At 41.0% G+C, this 19,551-nt stretch carries 13 protein-coding genes; 4 read left to right on the top strand and 9 right to left on the bottom strand.

From position 1 onward, the window contains the following. The first annotated feature begins 65 nt into the window (after positions 1–65). The 4 genes from AACZ73_RS12435 to AACZ73_RS12420 all read left to right on the top strand — a co-directional run bounded on the left by AACZ73_RS12435 (position 66) and on the right by AACZ73_RS12420 (position 8,093). Positions 66–2,489, top strand: coding sequence for an ABC transporter permease (locus tag AACZ73_RS12435; protein WP_339878239.1), 2,424 nt, complete (start codon positions 66–68; stop codon positions 2,487–2,489). Between the two features lie 169 nt (positions 2,490–2,658). Next, a complete protein-coding gene (locus AACZ73_RS12430) occupies positions 2,659–5,181 on the top strand; it encodes an ABC transporter permease (RefSeq protein WP_339878237.1) in 2,523 nt (840 codons plus the stop codon). 48 nt (positions 5,182–5,229) lie between these two features. Next, positions 5,230–7,638, top strand: coding sequence for an ABC transporter permease (locus tag AACZ73_RS12425; protein ID WP_339878235.1), 2,409 nt, complete (start codon positions 5,230–5,232; stop codon positions 7,636–7,638). Between the two features lie 173 nt (positions 7,639–7,811). Continuing rightward, a complete protein-coding gene (locus AACZ73_RS12420; RefSeq protein WP_339878233.1) occupies positions 7,812–8,093 on the top strand; it encodes a hypothetical protein in 282 nt (93 codons plus the stop codon). A gap of 148 nt (positions 8,094–8,241) precedes the next feature. On the opposite strand, the gene AACZ73_RS12415 is transcribed toward AACZ73_RS12420, so the two are convergent. The 9 genes from AACZ73_RS12415 to AACZ73_RS12375 all read right to left on the bottom strand — a co-directional run bounded on the left by AACZ73_RS12415 (position 8,242) and on the right by AACZ73_RS12375 (position 19,503). Further along, a complete protein-coding gene (locus tag AACZ73_RS12415) occupies positions 8,242–8,991 on the bottom strand; it encodes a DUF4197 domain-containing protein (protein ID WP_339878232.1) in 750 nt (249 codons plus the stop codon). A 197-nt stretch (positions 8,992–9,188) separates the two neighbouring features. Then, complete coding sequence (purN, locus tag AACZ73_RS12410) at positions 9,189–9,746, bottom strand: phosphoribosylglycinamide formyltransferase (protein WP_339878230.1); 558 nt, start codon at positions 9,744–9,746, stop codon at positions 9,189–9,191. 235 nt (positions 9,747–9,981) lie between these two features. Next, positions 9,982–12,123 (bottom strand): peptidoglycan DD-metalloendopeptidase family protein, encoded by a 2,142-nt coding sequence (locus AACZ73_RS12405; protein WP_339878228.1) that lies wholly within the window; start codon positions 12,121–12,123, stop codon positions 9,982–9,984. Positions 12,124–12,481: 358 nt separating this feature from the next. Continuing rightward, on the bottom strand, positions 12,482–13,723 hold the full coding sequence (locus AACZ73_RS12400) for a glutamate-5-semialdehyde dehydrogenase (protein WP_339878226.1): 1,242 nt from the start codon (positions 13,721–13,723) through the stop codon (positions 12,482–12,484). After that, positions 13,716–14,798, bottom strand: coding sequence for a glutamate 5-kinase (gene proB / locus AACZ73_RS12395; protein WP_339878225.1), 1,083 nt, complete (start codon positions 14,796–14,798; stop codon positions 13,716–13,718). The genes AACZ73_RS12400 and proB overlap by 8 nt, the downstream gene beginning before the upstream one ends. A 158-nt stretch (positions 14,799–14,956) precedes the next feature. After that, complete coding sequence (locus tag AACZ73_RS12390; RefSeq protein ID WP_339878224.1) at positions 14,957–15,829, bottom strand: geranylgeranylglycerol-phosphate geranylgeranyltransferase; 873 nt, start codon at positions 15,827–15,829, stop codon at positions 14,957–14,959. A gap of 420 nt (positions 15,830–16,249) precedes the next feature. After that, positions 16,250–17,209: a carbon-nitrogen hydrolase family protein gene (locus AACZ73_RS12385; RefSeq protein ID WP_339878222.1), complete on the bottom strand. Its 960-nt coding sequence runs from the start codon at positions 17,207–17,209 to the stop codon at positions 16,250–16,252. Between the two features lie 144 nt (positions 17,210–17,353). Continuing rightward, positions 17,354–18,538 (bottom strand): AI-2E family transporter, encoded by a 1,185-nt coding sequence (locus AACZ73_RS12380; RefSeq protein ID WP_339878220.1) that lies wholly within the window; start codon positions 18,536–18,538, stop codon positions 17,354–17,356. Between the two features lie 80 nt (positions 18,539–18,618). Beyond that, on the bottom strand, positions 18,619–19,503 hold the full coding sequence (locus tag AACZ73_RS12375; RefSeq protein WP_339878219.1) for a diacylglycerol kinase family protein: 885 nt from the start codon (positions 19,501–19,503) through the stop codon (positions 18,619–18,621). Positions 19,504–19,551: the final 48 nt, after the last annotated feature.

The following is a 19,551-nucleotide window of genomic DNA, read 5'->3' as shown; positions in this document are numbered from 1 at the left end:
AACTTCTGAACACCTAATCTTTCAACCCGCCACGGCGGACAAGTAATTAAAATCTTCAAATTCCAATGCTTAAAAACTACTTCAAAATCGCCTATAGGAATCTTCTCAAAAAGAAAGTTTATTCCTTTATCAATATCGTAGGGCTCGGAATAGGAATGGCCTGCTGTGTGCTCATTTTTATGTTTGTGCAGGATGAGCTTTCTTATGATAATTACCATGAGAAAGGTGATCAAATATATCGACTGACACATGGTTCCGGTTCACCTGAAGGGGTGGAAGAAGGAGCAGAGGCTGAGCCTTTTTGGGTTTGGCACAACGCACCTGTTGGTCCGGCTATGAAAGAGGAATTTCAAGAGATTGAGAAGATTGTGCAGTTCTCTGGTCGATCAGATTTATTACTTACCTATGGAGAAACTACCCAGCAGGAAGACGGCGTGTTTTTTATGGATTCCACTGTGTTTGATGTGTTTTCCTGGAAGATGCTCCAAGGTGATCCGAAGACGGCATTAGTCGCACCCTTTAGCATAGTACTTACAGAAAGCACCGCCAAAAGATATTTTGGAGAGGAAGATGCATTGGGAAAAACGCTGAAGGGAAGTGAATCGGCCGGAAGGGCAAATGCCGGAGATTACACTGTCACGGGAATTATGGAAGATGTCCCTGAAAATTCCCACTTCAAATTCAATGCGCTTCTTTCATTAAGCACTTTTAAGTTATCGCGTCCTCAGGTTTTTGACCAATGGGGGTATGTAGATTTTTACACCTATTTCTTAGTTAATGAAGGATTTGACCAGTTGGCTTTTGAGCAAAAGATTCCTGAGTTTTTGGAAAAGAACTATCCTTATAAAGAGGATCCATATACAATTCATGTAGAAGCGCTCAAAGATGTTTATCTCCGGACAACTGCAGACCGTCAGCCAGGGGAAACAGGTTCACTTTCCAATATCTATGTGTTTTCCATAATAGGACTTTTTATTCTTGGGATAGCAATTATAAACTTTATGAACTTATCCACTGCCAGATCCTTGGAGCGGGCGAAGGAAGTGGGAATACGTAAATCCATCGGTGCGGATAAAAGCAGTTTGGTTTTTCAGTTTCTCGGGGAATCATTGATCATCGTTTTTCTTTCCGGAATTGTGGCGATTATTTTCGTCACGATATCCATTCCTTTGATGAATAACTTGACAGGCAAAGTTTTGGAAGTCAGCCATATCATTAATTGGCAGACTATGCTTTTATTTTTTGGCATTGTTGTGCTAGTTGGTCTTTTGGCTGGCTCATATCCTGCATTGGTGCTATCCAGCTTCCGTCCAGTGATGATATTGAAAGGAATCAATAAATCAGATGCCCGAGGAGTTAATCTTCGCAAGGGCTTGGTGGTATTCCAGTTCAGCCTTTCTATTGCCTTAATCGCAGGGACAATAATCGTGTATTCGCAGATGAGTCACCTGCTTGACAAGGAAATGGGATTTGACAAGGAGCAAATGCTGGTGTTGGATTATAATTACGATGAGGATGTAAATACCGCTTCTTCTGCACTGAAAACAGAAATGGAGAATATCCCTTCAGTCACATCAACGGCTTTTTCCCGAAGCGTCCCGGGGAGCTATTTCCCAAATGCTGGAACGGGCATAGAAGGCCCTGAAGGAGAAATGATTTACGAAGGCCAGGCTATTTTCCAGGTGGGGATCGATTTTATCAACCATTATGATCTGGAATTGATAGCGGGGAGATCCTATTCCAGAGATTATCCTTCGGATTCTTCCTCAGCTATTGTCATAAATGAAGCTGCTGCCAGACAATATGGATATGCATATCCTGCAGATGCAGTCGGAAAGAAATTTGAGCAATGGGGAAGAGCTGGTGAAGTAATTGGAGTCGTAAAAGACTTTAACTACATCTCCCTGCATCGGACTATTGAGCCTTTGACTTTGCCATTTGAAGCCTACGCAAGCAGGTATATGACCTTAAAAGTAACGGGTGAAGATCTTCCAAGTACAATCGCTCAGATAGAGCAGGTTTGGAACAGAATAGCTCCGCATAGACCATTTCTTTACAGCTTTCTCGATGCTGATTTCAACAAGCAATATGAGTCAGATTTCAGGTTTAGACAGATTTTCACTACGTTTTCTGTTTTGGCGATACTGATTGCCTGTTTGGGCTTGCTAGGCTTGGCGACTTACACCGCGGAGCAAAGAACCAAAGAAATCGGAATCAGAAAGGTATTAGGCGCAAACATCGGAAGTATAGTAGGATTACTATCCAAAGACTTTATCAAACTGGTTTTGATCGCGATTGTAGTTGCTACTCCTGTAGCTTGGTTTGGAATGAATAAGTGGTTGGAAGGCTTCGCTTACCAGGTACCAGTTCATTGGTGGGTATTCTTGATCTCTGGACTTTTATCTGTTATTGTGGCTTTGGTGACGATCAGTTTCCAAGCTATAAAAGCAGCTATGCTGAATCCTGTGAAGAGCTTGAAGAGTGAGTGATGTACAGATTAGAAAGTACAAAATATCAAGTAGAAAGTACAAAGTATCAAGGCTAGGAGCGAAGAATCAAGACTTTGACCTCACTCAGGGTGACATCATGAAACTTTACCACTCTAGAGCATCTAATTTTCCAATAGTTAAATTTTAAAATCTTGCAATCATTCAAACAATGCTGAAAAACTATCTAAAAATCGCCTGGAGAGGTTTGCTGAAAAACAAGGTTTTTTCATTCATAACTATTTTTGGATTGGCGATAGGTATGGCGGCATGTTTGGTGATTTTTCAATATGTCATTTTTGAAAAGAGCTACGATAATTTTAACGAAAATGCCCGTAGGATTTATAGAGTTGATCTGAAACAATATAAAAACGGTGAGCTGGAGAATAGTTTGGCTACCACGTTTCCTGTGGTAGGAAGAACCTTACAGGAGAGCTTTCCTGAATCTGTAGAAGCTTTTGTGAGACTTATGCAGCAGCCTGGAGTCTTCTCTGTGGAAAGAGGAAGTGAACAGTTAGTTTTTGAAGAGAAAAAGGTTTTTTATACAGATAACTCTCTCTTCAAGATCTTTACTTTTCCAATGATTTTGGGAAATAAAGATGATGCTTTAGTATCTCCTAATACTACCGTCATTACAGAGTCGGTGGCTAAAAAATACTTTGGGGAAAATTGGAAGTCGTTAAATCCAGTGGGAAAAAATCTCCAGTCCAAAACTTACTTTGGTACTACCGATTTGCAAATTACAGGAGTAGTAGCAGACCCTCCCGTTAATTCACATTTACAATTTGATTTTCTTGTTTCGTACCCCACTATGTATGACTGGAATGATGGGCAAACGGATTATCGCAATGAATCGGAAAACGCCTGGTTTTGGGAGAACTTTTATACTTACGTCCTTCTCGAACCGCATTCAGATCCGCGGCAATTAGCTTCCTCTTTTCAGTCAATTGTAGATTTTAATACTAGCGAAAGAAAAGAACAGGGCTTTGCTTACAAGATGGATTTCCTGCCGGTCACTGATATTCATTTGCATTCCCATCTTAAAAATGAATTGGAGATCAATGGTAATGAGCAAACGGTTTATAGCCTTTCCGTAATTGCCATCTGTATTCTTGTTTTAGCTTGGGTGAATTTTGTGAATCTTTCCACCGTACGGTCTATGGAACGTGCCAAAGAAACGGGACTTCGAAAAACTGTTGGTGCTTCGCGCATCCAACTCGTATTCCAACATATGATGGAGGCATTTCTGTTTAATATTTTGGGTTTCGTTCTGGCATTTTTTATCTATTATGTGAGTATGCCTGTTTTTTCAACCTTGTTCGGCATCCAGTCGGACATTTCCTTGATGCGGGACACCAAGGTTATTTTGGGAATTGCATCTATTTTTCTTCTAGGAGTTTTATTGAGCGGATTATATCCAGCATTCATCCTGTCAGGGTTTAAGCCTATTTCGGTTCTGAAGGGAAGGCTAACTTCGGCGGGTGATGGATTATGGTTGAAGAAAAGCTTGGTTGTATTTCAATTTGCCATTGCCTCCGTTTTTATCATGGTGGTGTTTACCATCAATAGGCAACTTTCCTTTGTGCGAAATTATGAACTTGGTGTTGAGCTGGAACAGAAATTAGTAATTGAAGGGGCGACTTTTGCGAGTAGTTTAGCAGAATCTCAGTCTAAAATGGCGGCTTATAAGAGCGCTCTGAAAGGTCATACTCTGGTAAAAAATGCTACTCTTTCACGTAATATCCCAGCCACTGAGATCAGGGGTAATAATTTTGTGCGAAGACAGGACCAACCGGAAAGCGCTAAGTTTTTTCACGTCATGGGAGTGGATTATGATTACACTTCCACATTCGGATTGGAGCTGGTAGCCGGACGTTTTCTGCTGGAAGATCAACCTGTCAGTGGTGAATCCATACTCAAATCCAATGAAGGCGCGCCGGATTTTGGAACGCAAGATCACTCGGTCCTAATCAATGAAACTGCAGCAAAGAGGCTAGGATACAATGATGCTGAAGACGCTATACACCAACAGATAGCTGTATTTGGGGGGACTAAGGAAATTGTAGGAGTGATCAAGGACTATCATCACAAGTCACTCAAAAATAGTTTTGAACCTATTATTTTCTACCTGCAGCCCAATTACAGCGATTATATTACGGTGGATCTAAACTTTGCAGAAGATGCGTCCCAAAATTTAGCTGCGGTGATTGATTTTGCCGAAAGCGAGTGGAAAAGGATTTATCCAGAAGAGCCTTTTAATTTTTTCTTTCTGGATGACTTTTTCAATGAACAATATGCAGCTGACCAGCAGTTTTATTTGATCTTCAACTTCTTCACTGGACTGGCGATATTCATTGCTTGCCTAGGATTGTTTGGGCTTTCATCTTATGAATCAATCAAGAGAACTAAGGAGATCGGGATCAGGAAAGTCAACGGAGCAACTGTCTCACAGATTTTCACACTGCTTACCAAAGATTTCTTGAGGCCAGTATTAGTTGGATTTGTGATTGCATTGCCTGTTGCCTGGAAATTTATGGAATTCTGGATTACAGATTTCGAATATAGGATTAGACTAGAATGGTGGATGTTTGTAGCGTCTGGTACTGTAGGATTGCTGATAGCTCTTTTTACAGTCAGCTTTCAATCAATGAAAACAGCTAGGATGAATCCTGTAGAAAGTTTGAAAACCGAGTAGAGATGATAGTATCAAAACATATGTAAAAACCTTTCAATTCCTAAAATCATGCTGAAAAACTACCTTAAAATCGCCTTCAGAAATATCGGGAAGAACAAGCTTTTTTCCTTTCTGAATATTGCCGGACTGTCCATAGGAATGGCGGTTTGTATTCTAATCATGCTTTTTGTGAATTATGAGCGGAATTTTGATAGCATTCACGCCAAGAATATCTATCGTTTGGACGAGGTACAGAAATGGGAAGGTATGGTGGCACCACAGAAAGTAGCCTTGTCCATGTATCCTATGGGACCGACTTTGCTGGAGGAATTTCCTGAAATCACGAATTTCACAAGAATCAGACGGGGTGGTGAGCTCAGGTTTAAGGCCCAAGGTAAGGAATCCATGCTCTCAGATACCTTTTGGGCTGATTCGTCATTCTTTCAGATTTTCGATTTTAAACTGAAAGAAGGAAATCCAGCTACTGCATTGTCCGAGCCTTACAGCCTAGTACTGACGGAGAAGAGTGCCGAGAAGATTTTTGGCGAAGAGTCCCCTGTAGGTAAAACCCTCACACTATCAGAGCAAGATACGATCTCGTATACTGTGACGGCTGTATTGGAAAATATTCCTGAAAACTCCCATCTCAAATTTGAAGGGTTAACTTCCTTTAGTAGTTATGTAGGTCCTCAGGCTATGGAAAATTGGGGAGGAAATTGGCTGACTACTTACTTGGAATTGAGTGAAGGAGCGGATATTGAAGCAATGGAATCGAAATTCCCTGCTTTTTTGGTTTCCCATATGGGAGAAGAAAGAGCAGGTGGGTATGAGCTTTTTCTTCAACCTCTAAGTGAAGTCCACGCTGGCTCTACAGACATTACCCATGATTATATCAATTATCAAAAATTTGACGGTGCATACACCCGCATATTTTTCTATATCGCCTTGATCGTACTTTTTATCGCTGGGATCAATTTTGTCAATTTATCCTCAGCCAAATCAATAAGTCGTGCCATGGAGATCGGTGTGAGGAAAGCTTCAGGCGCATCGAAATCCCAGTTGTACTTACAGTTTATTGGAGAATCAATTATGATAAGTTTGATGGCGATGGTGCTGGCGGCGGTTTTAGTATCTTTTGCTTTACCTTTTCTAAACCAATTCAGCCAGCGACAGTTGGAATTCCCATTATTTAGTAACCCTTTGTTCCTTGTGGCAATGCTCTTAGGAGCTGTCATGGTAGGTGTTCTCTCTGGATTGTACCCTGCACTTTACCTTTCTAATTTTAATCCAGTGAAAGTATTGAAAGGCTCTCCAGTCACTGGTAAAAGGAAGGCTGATTTCAGAAATGTTTTGGTAGTCGTACAGTTTAGCTGTGCTATTTTCTTGATTATTTCTACATTGTTCGCTTCTCGGCAGGTAAAGTTCATGCAGGAAAAAGACCTTGGATTTACCCATGAGCAAATAATCACTATCCCATTTGGCCAGCGTTTTACGGATAGGTATGAAACCCTCAAACAGGCTCTTTTGGGGAGTTCGCAAGTGGAAGAAGTGACGGCTTCCGGCCACAGACTTGGCAATAATCTTCACCAGACAGGAATTACATTTCACGGAACAGGACCTGCAGTAAACCTGGCTACGTCGCAGGTTGTGGTAGACCCTAATTTTTTAGATGTGTATGAAATTGAATTGATAGCGGGGCGAAATTTTAACGACAGTGAGGCAGACAATGGAAATACCTATCTGATCAATGAGTCCCTCGCCAAAGAGCTTATTCTGAAAGACGGAGAGGGTAGGGATATCGAGTCATTGATAGGTTCGCAATTTGGATTCAGCGGAATGGACTCGGCTGGTAGGATAGTAGGAGTGGTAAAGGATTTCAACTTTAATTCCCTGCATCATAAAATAGAGACCTTGACCATTTTTAATCAGCGCAATTGGGGTTTTGAGGAATTATCTGTGAAAATAAGTGGTGAGAATATTCCTGAAGCTCTTGCCCAAATCGAAGCCATCTGGAATACCCAGATCCCTGAGCGGGAATTTGAATACCAGTTTTTGGACGATCACTTTACAGAATTGTATAGAGCTGACCAAACGGTAAATACCATCGTTGGTATGCTGACCGGGCTTTCCATTCTGATTTCCTGCTTGGGGCTTTTTGGGTTAGTCTCATTCACTTTAGAGCAGCGCGTAAAGGAAATAGGAATCAGAAAAGTGCTGGGGGCATCAGTGACCACGGTGGTCGCTATACTTTCAAAGGACTTTATAAAACTGGTATTGGTTGCTATCGTCCTTGCCGTTCCGGTTTCCTGGTATGTAGTCAATCAGTGGATTCAGGATTTTGCCTATAGAATCGACATTGAGTGGTGGGTATTTGCAATTTCAGGTTTGGTAGCGATACTGATAGCCTTAGCAACTGTGAGTTCACAGGCGTTCAAAGCAGCTTTGATGAATCCTGTGAAGAGCTTGAAAAGTGAGTGAAAAGATTTTGAATTTACGAAATACAAGGCCATCAAAGTGATGAAAACTGAGATAAGAGTATTGAATGATAATTGTTGAACAGACAAAATTTTAACAACCTTCTTATTGCTAAGCATTCCAACTATAGATCACAATATATGCATCATTAATTACACACTAAAAAGTCTAAATCCATGAGTCACATTGCTATTCCTATTCCTAGCTTGCCAGGCAAGCAGAATATTGACATTCAGGTTATCATCAATAATGAAGTGAAGTCACTTCATTACAAGGTGGAGCTTTTCTACTGGGATGATTGTAATAATCCTACAGCCCACCGAGCAGATTGCATTTCCGAAATGCTGACTAAGCATGATCCAAACTGGACAGTTTATTACATCGGCGCTCCTACAGATAAGTTTGTGCCGATTACCTTTGTGGATCGGGAGAGTAAAAAGTGGATGCAGGTAAGATAATACTTCTACTTCACTCAGTAAAAGTTTTCGAGATACCAATTCTTCATCCGGGATTTACCGGATGAAGAAATGCCTATTGTGGGCGAAGGTATTATTAATCAAGCTTTGCTATTTATTTCAAAATTTAGCTCCAGAGTTTTGAACATGTTTATTTGTCGGCTTGCTTGGCAAAACCAAAAACTTTTTCGAGCAATGGGGAAGATCTGGCGGAAATGTTTTCCCTTATTTTTAATTCCTCTTTTGCTATTTCTATAAATAAACCGTCAATCGCTTTTTTAGTCACATAAGCTGTGAGATCGGTATTTACTTTTTTCACAAATGGGACCTTATTATAACTGGTCATTACATCTTCCCAGTATTTAGTAGCGTCGGTTTTCTTTAGACTACTATCAAAAATAGGTGAAAATTTTTCTGTGAGCGCAGGGGAAGTGGTCGTATTGAAATAACTCGTAGCCGCATTATCTTCTCCTAAAAGAATGGTTTTTACATCGGCAATGCTCATTTGCTTTATTGCATCGGTAAAGATTGGTTTTGCTTCCAAAGCTGCATCTTCCGCAGCGCGGTTGACGCTGTTGATCACCTGATCTACCATGTTGTCCAGCCCAAGTGAACGAAGGGTTTTCTCAATGTTTTTTGCTTCTTCAGGGAAAAGGATTTTCACATCCAGATTCCCCAGATATCCGTCTTTTGCTCCCAAACGCTCGGCACTTATCCCGGTGGCTTTTTCCAATGCTTCCTTAATACCTGAGTTAATTTCTGCATTGCTTGGAATAGTAATTCCCTGTGCCTTGGCTTCAATAAAGTATGAAAAGCTTATAATCGATACCATGATGATGGTAACAATTTGGCCGAATGAAAGGAGGGATTTATAATTCATAGGAAGTGTTTGCGGTGACATTATACAAGTATTTTTGAATAGGAAGTTGGTGCCTCAACCTCGCATTTTTATACCTCCAGAGCCTTGGGCAACCAGAGTTAAGTGACCTAACGGATAGTTTCTCCTGCAGTTCCGATAGCTTAAGTTTTATTAAAAAATTAACTTTTGAACCTACATCAGCATGAATTTGGATTCAGACAAAATCTCCTTTCATCTCTTTACAACAATCTTTCGATCACCTCAGGAAAGTGCTTGTGCTCTAAGGCATGCACTTTCTGGGCGATAGAGTCAGGTGTATCATCTAAAGTAAGTGGGGTGGAAGCTTGGAAAACTATTCTTCCTTCGTCATAATTTTCATTGACCAAATGAATGGTAATACCGGTTTCGGTATCTCCAGCTGCTTTTACAGCCTCATGCACAAAGCTTCCATACATTCCTTTTCCTCCGTATTTTGGCAAAAGTGCAGGATGTATATTTACCATTCGATCAGGAAAAGCTCTTGTCAATTCAACCGGGATTTTAAGTAAGAAACCTGCCAAAATCACCCAGTCAATCTTTTCTTCCTGTAGTTTTTCTAATAACACTCCTGCGTCCATTTCCTTGCGGGAAAAAGTAAAAGTAGGAACATCAAATTTCTTAGCCCGATCCAAGACAAATGCATCAGTTTTATTGGAGGCGACTAATGCGATTTCTGCAATTTCTGAATTCTGGAAATGCTCCATGATTTTTTCTGCATTACTACCAGATCCGGAGGCTAGGATTGCGAGACGTTTCAAATGATATCGGGTTTTGGTGGGTCGATGCGAAATTAATGCTTATCTAGTGGATGCTTAAAATCTTTAAGGTTTTTTTCTAATACAGAAGATTCTGATTTGAAGAAAGTGTGTTTCGTTGCGGCTCAAAGTTGCTTAACAATAGATTTTATCTATACAATACAGACAAAGCCCTGCCTCCAACTGAATGAAAACAGGGCTTTTAAATTATTCGCAAATCTTAAATCTGCTGCTGTAATTATTTCGACCAGATGGCTTCGTATTTGGCTACGGATCCTTGATGATATCCGGTGACGCAGCGGGTCAAATATCCATTTTCTAGCATACTTGTATATTCGTTCTGATATTCTGCTGAGTCCAAGTTGTATTTTTCATACCATGAATTGAAATCGGGGGCATTTTTGTACCAGATGCCGCTGAGTCTTGGCTGGTTCCCTTCCATATATGCATCCAGATACACAAGTTTGAATTTTTCTTTGTTGGTATATTGGTCAAAATATGTTTTGAAACTTGACAGACTCATGGCAGGTCTTAGGTAAAATCCTCCGGTGGATTTCTTTTCCCACAAGGCAGTGACGTAGGTTTTTCCAGCCAGAATCACACAGGATACGTTAACAGGTACATAGCCAGCTTTGTGGTGCTTCTCAAAATTGGATTCGTGCCATTCCAGCGATTGCCCATGATAAGCAAAACTCGATACGCTACTGTCTTTGATCCAAACAGCCGCATAGCGTACTTTTCCCGAGGATACATACGAGTTTACATTGATCAGCCTATAGCCAGCATCTTTCCATTTGTCAAACTCATCCTGATATTTATTACCGTCCATTCCGTGGCGGGCTACCCAGGAGATAGATTTGGATGGTCTAAAAATCATGTTGAAATATGTTTTACCTGAGACTTCGTAGCCGTCCACCCACACTGGATAGTACCCACATGGCCAGATCTTATCAAATTCAGTTTGGTACTTGGCTGCTGGTACACCATGTCTGGCTACCTCACCCCAGTTGGTAGGATAAGAGCAATAAGGATGGGTGGCTGATGGATAGATGAAGCAGGCTTTGCTTTTCAGCCCCGGGATTCCCTGATTGGTAAGCTTGGACCAATTGACGTTTGACCCCGGTTTTGGATAGTTTGCCTGTCCGATTGCATATCCAGTGTTAAACACTAATGGTCTGAAAATTCCACCTTCAGGTTTATCATCACTTTTATAGGTCTTTAGATGAACGTGAAGGTGTGGGCCTGTAGAGTTTCCGGAGTTTCCCGCCTTGCCGAGGATATCGCCCTTCTTCACTGCCGCCCCTATTGAAAGAAACTTAGACGGGATCGAGCCTTTTTGGAAATGTGCATATAGGGCCACAACATTTCCGTGTCTAACATACACATGGTTTCCGCCATGTCCCTGATCATAATTCCCCCAGAGTTCATCCTTCTGTTTTTTCATACCGGCATCCGAACCGTCAGGCTTCCAGTTGTTGGGTATGTTGTTTTGGAAATGGATCACGACTCCGTCAGCCATTGCTCTAACTGGCTTGCCCCAAATTCTGAAGTGTTCATTTTCACTTCCGTTCTTACCCGGAAGTAGGTCACTCCATTTGTCGTCTTCATATCGCTGCACTCCCATGTCGTAGGCGAAAACCTGTGAGCCGCCGCCGTGCATCGAGTATCCGGTGACAAATTCATCCGATTTGAAGTCCACAGAAGAAAATGGAAACGCCAATCCCGCTGTGTAGTTTTTCAAGCTTTTGCTCAATGTGACCGGCCCTACGTATCCTTTAAAATAGAAACTCAATTTCACCACGGTAGGAAATGGAGTTGTAAGAAAAACTACATCACCGTTTTCGTGATAATCCCTGCTGTTTTGCCAGTACCAAGCTTCATTTGGATTAATTTTAAGTTGGTCTGAGGGAAGATACACCTCTTTTTTAGTGGTCTGGCTACCGATTTTGTATTCCAAGATCACTTTGTCCAAATCCACAGATTCGGCTCCTTTATTGTGAAGCAGCGACAAAACTGAAAGCTGAGCCATTGGGGACTCCTGACTGGTAAATCCAGGTGTGTGGTGCAATACCAGCTTGCCTTCTTCCATCGGTTCCAAACTGATCTCGATATTTTTGGGAGAGGAAGAGCTCATTTCCAGCCTCTCAGGTCTAAAAGTAACAGGCAGCTCACTCACAGGCTTGCGGACTGTGAAGTCAAAATGTCGAATCTCGGCAATTTTTCCCGGAGATACTTTTTTCACTGTACTAACTCTGGTCGGCTTGGTCAACGTACTTGTCATTGTTGATCTTTTGGCTACGACCGGGCGGGAAGGATCGATTTTTGAATCTTCGGATTTTGTTGATTCAGTAATTTTGGGTAAAACTCTTTTTAGTGCCATCGCATTGAAAAATTTTTGGTTAGAAATAGTGTACAGATTATCTCTATCAATAGAAATCTACATTGATAAAGATTTTTCAAATGTATTTTTCAAAAAGTAACCTTCTAACAGTCAATCAATAATAAATCGAAGTAAAATTATGGGAAATCAATTATGGGCAAGGTAAAGCCTTTCGCTTCCCGTGGTTTTCGCATAAAGTATATTATCACCCCTGTATTATAGGCGATTTTGCAAAGTATTGTTTCAGGCAAAAAATGTAGGATTTTACCCATGATCTTGACGTGAAAACGATCATGATTATTCAACGATGAATTTTGATTTACTGAAAGCTGATCCCCAGCTAACTGATCACGGCAAATTAACTTCTAACCTGTCCATTTCCCCTTACTATCCACTTGTAGCTGCAAAGCTCTTTCAGTGCCATAGGGCCACGTGCGTGAAGTTTTTGGGTGCTAATGCCAATCTCTGCTCCCAAACCGAATTGGGCGCCGTCGGTGAAAGCGGTAGAAGCATTCGCATAAACGGCCGCTGCATCCACTTCAAGTAGAAAGCGCTCAATTATCTCCTGATTTTCTGAGACAATCGCCTCAGAATGTTTGGATGAATACTCCGCAATATGATCTAACGCTTCATCAAGATTTGCTACAGTTTTGATAGCAAGTTTAAACCCAAGAAATTCTGTTCCGAAATGAGACTCATTAGCTCTTGAAATCAGCTCATTTTGAGCTAAGGCTTCAAAAGCTTTTTCATCAGCAAAAACCTGAACCTTGCTTTCCAGCATAGGTTGGATTAACTCATTTAACTTAGGCAGAAGAGATTCGTGAATAATCAAACAGTCCAATGAATTACATACACTTGGTCTTCGGGTTTTGGAATTAAAGGCGATCTCTTTTGCTTTTTCCAAATCTGCGGATTCATCTACATAGGTGTGCACGATTCCAGCTCCAGTTTCGATCACGGGCACTTTTGCATTTTCCCTGACGAAATTGATCAGGCCCTGAGATCCTCGTGGAATGATTACATCCACGAAACGAACAGCTTCCAACAGCGCTTTGGTAGCAACTCGGTCTGCCGGTAAAAGTTGAAATGCGTCAGTCGGCAACCCATTATTTTCCAGGACCTGATGAATCAAACTCATGATGGCACGATTGGAATGGTCAGCATCCGAACCGCCTTTTAGCACGAGACCATTTCCGGATTTTAGAGCTAACGTAAACACATCAAAAGTTACATTTGGTCTGGCTTCATATATGATCCCAATCACCCCAAGAGGTACAGTAGTTTTCTCCAATGAAAGACCATTTTCCAGGGTTTTGCTTTCCAATACATGGTGCAATGGGCTTGGCAACGCACTTACTTGGATGATATCCCCGGCGATATTTTGGATTCTCTCTTCAGTGAGCAACAATCTATCGTACATAGGATTGCCCTGATCCATGAGATCCAGATCCTTTTGGTTTTCCTCTAGAAGGAAATACATGTTTTCCACTGCTGAAATTGCAAGGTTATGCAGGACTTGATTAATCTTCTCATTGCTGAGGCCGGTCAGTTTCCTAGCTCCTTTTTTTACTCCTTCAAATATATCCTGGTACTCAGTCATGATCGAAAATATAGAGGTAATCGTAATGTATTAATGCTTTTTGGTTTTTTAGGCCAATGCGTTCATTGGCGACTTTTGAGGAATACTCAGCGCGACCCAAGCCTATTTTAAGGCCTTTCTCATCGCGAATTAATAAAATATCCCCTTTGGAAAACTCTCCTTCCAATTTAATAATTCCAATTGGCAAGAGGCTTCGGATTACCTCGGCGGTGAGTGAGTTTTTTGCTCCATCATTAATAGTGATCTCACCCACATAATAGTGCTCTCCGTGAGCCAGCCATTTCTTTGCCCCATGCTTCGCTTTTTGTGGTTCAAACCAGGTGCATTTCAGGCTTTTGTCTGCAAATTCTCCCAATACATTTTCCCGCTTCCCGTTTGCGATAATAACCTGAATACCCAGATCAGCAGATTTCTTTGCCATGGCATATTTGGTGAGCATGCCACCACGTCCAAAGGATGACTTGGAGGCGGAGATGTAATTGGATACTTCTGGCATACTAGAGGATACTTTTTCTATCAGCTGTGACCCTGGATCTGATGGATTTCCAGTGAATATTCCATCCACATTTGTAAGTAACATCATCGTATCTGCATTGATCATCGCAGCAGTGAGGCTTGCCAGTTCATCGTTATCAGTAAACATCAGCTCGGTGATAGTAACCGTATCATTTTCGTTAATGATGGGCAAAATACCCTGGGAAAGTAAAGCCTGAACGCAGTTTTTCATATTTAGAAAATGCTTTCTGTCACGAAAATCTTCTTTAGTTACTAAGATTTGAGCCACTGCCTGCCCATGTTTTTCAAAGAAGTTTTGGTACTGATTTATCAGCCGGATTTGTCCTGTAGAAGCCCAAATCTGCTTTTTGAAAACCGGGTTGAACTTTTCAGGAAGAGGAATAGCCTGTCTCCCAAAAGCAACTGCGCCTGAGCTGACAAGAACAACTTTCTTTCCCAAAGATGTCAACTCATGGATTTGGGCCACAAGCTTTTCCATGCGCTCCAGATCAGGAAGTCCGTTTTCCTGAGTCAGTACATTCGACCCAATCTTGATTACAAGTAATTTGCTTTCTAGCATGATTGAAAAATTTGGGTGAAAATAGGGAAGAAGGGCTGGAATAGCTAAAAATGATTCTACGAAGTACAATTGCAAAAGCAAACTTCATCATTCAATATTTATCATTCCTCATTCGAAATTAAATTTCAAAAGTGAATGAAGAATGTTGATTAGTGAAGTTACAAGAACCCCATGCTTAGTGTGCCTACCAGCATCAATATCTTTGCAAATGTGCTAAGTTGGGTGAAGTGGTCTTTTCGATCAGCAATGTAGATTCGGTGCATGAAGTACATGAAAAAGACACCAAGACCACCGAAATAAATAAAAATTACCGGACGGTCGAGCTTGAACATCACAATTAGGATTGCGCAAATAAATACGCCTGCGATCAGAAAAATCACCGCCTTGGTTTTGCGAAACCCGAGTACAATAGGGAGCGTTCTACAGCCATGTTTTCTATCACCAGGTCTATCCTCGATGTCTTTAATTATTTCCCTTATCAAATTAAGGAAGAAGGCGAAAATGGCATAGGTCAACACAAGTAGCTCAGATTTCTGAAAGTAGAAACCAATCAGATAAATCGATACTCCTGTAAGAAATGCGACCGTAAGATTTCCTACAAAAGGTTCTCGTTTGAGCTGATTACTGTAGATCCAAAGTAGAAAGGCAGCGGTGAAATTGATTATTGCGAAAATTGGACTTACCAGAAATCCAAGACCGATAGCTGTAAAATTCAGAACTGTGTGAAGGAAAATAACTACCCGTCTTTTGATTCCTTTTCCTACCACAACATCGCCAGGCCGGTTGACATAATCGATTTTAACGTCGTAGTAGTCATTAATCATGTAGCCTGCTGCAGTGATGATCAGGGTTGAGATAATAATCAAATACAGTTTATAATCCTGTAGAACAGGCAAGCCAGAATTTGTCGTTTTCACTAAAAAGTACGCTGTCATAAGCTGTGCGAATCCCACCATCAGCAGATTAATAGGTCTGCTGATCCGAAAAAGCCCTCGGATCGAAATGGTTCTCTCCACAGTCATGGTATTCATCTGTTTCTAATTTTGTTTTTTATGTTCAGATGGAATCTCGCATGGTTTAGATCATGCCAGGGTGTGACTTTTTGTAGTCATACTCTATTTCATCTATCAAAAATAGATTCAATTCCTTTCACATCTAGGGAAATAGCTAGGTATATGGAAATTAAAGGAGATTCGTGAAGGTTTTGCGGGTAATCATAATCTATATATTATTATCCGCAGTGATGCCGATCGCCTTAAATTCTTTACTTTTCTGGTAGGAAGACCGAGCACTCCTACAGTGGCGGGACAGTCTGAAGCGGTCTTAACTCGTAAGTTTAATATATCCTACATTGCTTTTTCAAATTACAAAAGAGGTATGAGGGTATTAGACAGAAAGAAGACGAAGTTATAATGGGAATTCAATTTGTCCGCAGATATTTTCTATTCAGCTCAGCTGTTAAAATACTTTACACTCGCCTGCCTCTCCCGGTTCACGCTGAGCTTTAGCACATCCGGTCGGGAATAATGTCCCACTGGATCAAAGTTCTGCCGCTCTTCCAGCACACGGTTAAAATCCAGCGTCTCGATCAAAAGGCCTTCCGAATTTGCTACAGGTTCTAAAATCCATTTACCATCCGGTCCTGCGATACAGGAACCGCCATCGGCTAACACATCAGGAGCATTTTCAAGGATCACATCTATATGAGGCATGTCCGTCGGAAAGTCGGATTTCCGCATCAAACTGGAAACAGAAATTACAAATGACCTGCTTTCCTGGGCTATCATGCGCGTGATATTTTCTGTGTTTCTGACAGCTCCAGGCCAAACTGCTATATGAAGATTTTCACCAAACCCATACAAGGCCGTTCTTGCCAACGGCATCCAGTTTTCCCAGCAATTCAATCCACCCACAGTAAACTCCTTCAGCGGATGTACTTGAAGACCGTTTCCATCACCAGGAGCCCAAGTAAGTCTTTCTTCGTAAGTAGGTTGCAGTTTGCGGTGCACAGACTTAATCTCCCCTTCAAAGTTAATATATACCAAAGAGCAATAAATGCTATGGCCACCTCTGTCTATAGGCCGCTCGATGATTCCCAAATAAATAGCGATTTTAAGACTTTTTGCAAGTTCTTGTATTTCCTGCAAATCACCTTTTTCGATCTGAACTGCATTCCTCAAGTAATGTGCGTGAATCTCTTTTTGCACTTTGTCGTCCCAGGCTGAGCCATTAGTTATCGACAGCCAAAAAGGATAGCCGGGTACTAGACCTTCTCCAAAAATAATCAGTTCGACTCCTTGGGCAGCAGCCTCTGATATCGATGATTTAACTTTCTCAAGCGTTGCGGACTTATTCAGCCATACCGGAGAAATCTGAGCTAATGCTACTTTGAGAAAATTTGACGGGTTCATGAGAATCAAGTTTGATCGGAAATTACCAGAAAGGAATGTTGGATCAAAATATTAGCATTCGCAGCAGGAAAGGTGGATTCGATTATTATCAATGACTTATAATCCCAAGACGGATTTCTAATGTTAATCCAACCGACTTATTGGCTAGCTGTTGGAGTTTGATTTTCCCTTGAATTTATTCCAGATATTTTCTCCCCATACACTTAGAAAGCCTTTCTTATCCGAATTGCCGGTATCTTCCTCACCTAAGGCATAACCAAGTGGTTTAAGCCCGTCGGTGGCATCAAAAACTATCTTTAAAATCCCGGCAATAGGTATACTCAGGATCATGCCTGCCACTCCCCAGATAGAACTTCCAAGAACCACTACCACGATAGATACCAGTGGGTTAAGATTTACTTTATCTCCCACCACATATGGCTCGAGGATATAAGATTCGATAAACTGTGCAAGACCGTATGTAAACGAAACTACAATCAAAGACCAGGTCTGTGCGCCGCTGAAGATGGTCATGCAAATCGCTAATACATAGCCTATCACCACGCCAAGATATGGCACCAAAGACAGTAAAGCCGCGATGGCACTGATCAGAATAGCATTTTCCACTCCTGCTATCATCAGCCCCACTGAGTAAATAATTGCAAGGAAAAGAATTAGTGTAAGTCTGCCAACAAGGAAATTTACAGCGAGTTGAATGGATTGTACCATAACTTCCTGCGCCTGTTTTCGCTTTTCTGGATCGAAGAATTTCAAGATAGAAAGCTTAATTTTCCTTCTGTAGAACAGCATGAAAAACAGGTAGATAAATGTCAGCATTGCGCTGCCCAGAAAACCGAAAAAATCCATTACGATTAGTCCGATTTTCTTTTTGGCATCCTTTGTCAAGATTTCGGAAGGATCCCCATCAATTTGTTCTGAAGCAGAATCACTTTTATTTTCTTCAGATGAGTTTCCATAGATCATTTCCATCTGCTCTTGGGTGCTGATTCCTGTTTTTTCTCTGATAAATTCCTGAGCAGATTCTAATTTAGGTTTAAGGGCTTTCTTTGCCTCTGGCCATCTTTCTGAGATATTACTGATCTGTGCAGAGATAATCCAGAAAAAAGCTAAGAAAGTGACAATACTAAGAATGACACATAAAAATGAAGCAAGCCCTCGGGAAATCCCCAAACTCTCCATTTTGCGGGAAAGCGGAATGCAAATTAGTGTGAGAAGGCAAGCAAATACGATAGGAATAAGAAATGTGGTGGATAGTACCAGTCCATCTATTAGGAAGTAAGTGCCCAGAATCAATAAAGCTGAACTGAGTAATATTTCCTTTGATTTCATAATTAGTTGGTTTCGGGATGTATTTTCTTAATGAGTAAGTATATGGAGTTTGATAATTCTTGGTTAATGAAGTTAGCCATTCAATTCTTGAGAATCTTCAACTTGTGTGGAGTCAAGGATAGAGTTACTTCTGGTGTGCCTTCGTAAAGCGTATTGTGATGATAAAACTCATCATCTACATGGAATGGTAGATGGGTTTTGATTTTGATTTTTTTGGCCTTGATAGTTTTAAAAGGGCTAGGTGAGAAAGCTTTTTTCTGACTCTTTAGGAAGTCTTTTAATTCAGATTTCTGACTCTTTTCTATCAGCATCACATCCAAATATTCATCACTATGATCTGCATCAGGAGCCAGTTCCAATTGCGGCCCCAGTCTTTTGGTATTCATGACTTCCACCCATAGGTATTCTCCTGAATAGTCTTTTCCGTCCAACTCAATTTTGTAATTATTGGTCGGTAATTCATCGGGAAGCTTCCGGAGGTTTTTTAGCCCAAATTTTACTTTTGAGGATGAGTCAACAGTCTTTTTCTCTTCTCTTTCAATTTGCAAAAGGAGAGCCGTGAATATACCCCAACCTACACCTTCTATGAACCAACCTTTTTCTTCAGGAGTTACAAATTTTCCAATACTGAGTTGGTGAAATTTCTTATCGTTGAATTTCTGAACAATGTTTTGATAGTCAGTTTTTAGACCTAGGCTTCCAGCAATATTGTTTGCGTTACCAAAGGGGAGAATTGCGATAGGGATATCTGTGTCGCGCAATTCCAGCAATATTTTCTCTACAGTGCCATCACCTCCAGCAATGACGATGAGATCGAAAATCAAATCGAATACTTTTTCGAATTTTTCCTCCTTAGTACTTTGGGCCAAGACACGACCTCCTTGCTCCTCCAGGGAGTTTACAATTTTTTCCAGAGGGAAATCTTCGTCACCTGCAGTTGGATTATAGAGTAATATGATTTTCATAAAGTAGTTGGCTAAAAGTCCTGCTTGTTATTTGTATACAAAAAGATG

Origin of the sequence: uncultured Algoriphagus sp., from assembly GCF_963974835.1 — a bacterium.
In the GTDB taxonomy this organism is placed as follows: Bacteria; Bacteroidota; Bacteroidia; order Cytophagales; family Cyclobacteriaceae; genus Algoriphagus.
This window is presented reverse-complemented; position numbering and strand designations above follow the sequence as displayed.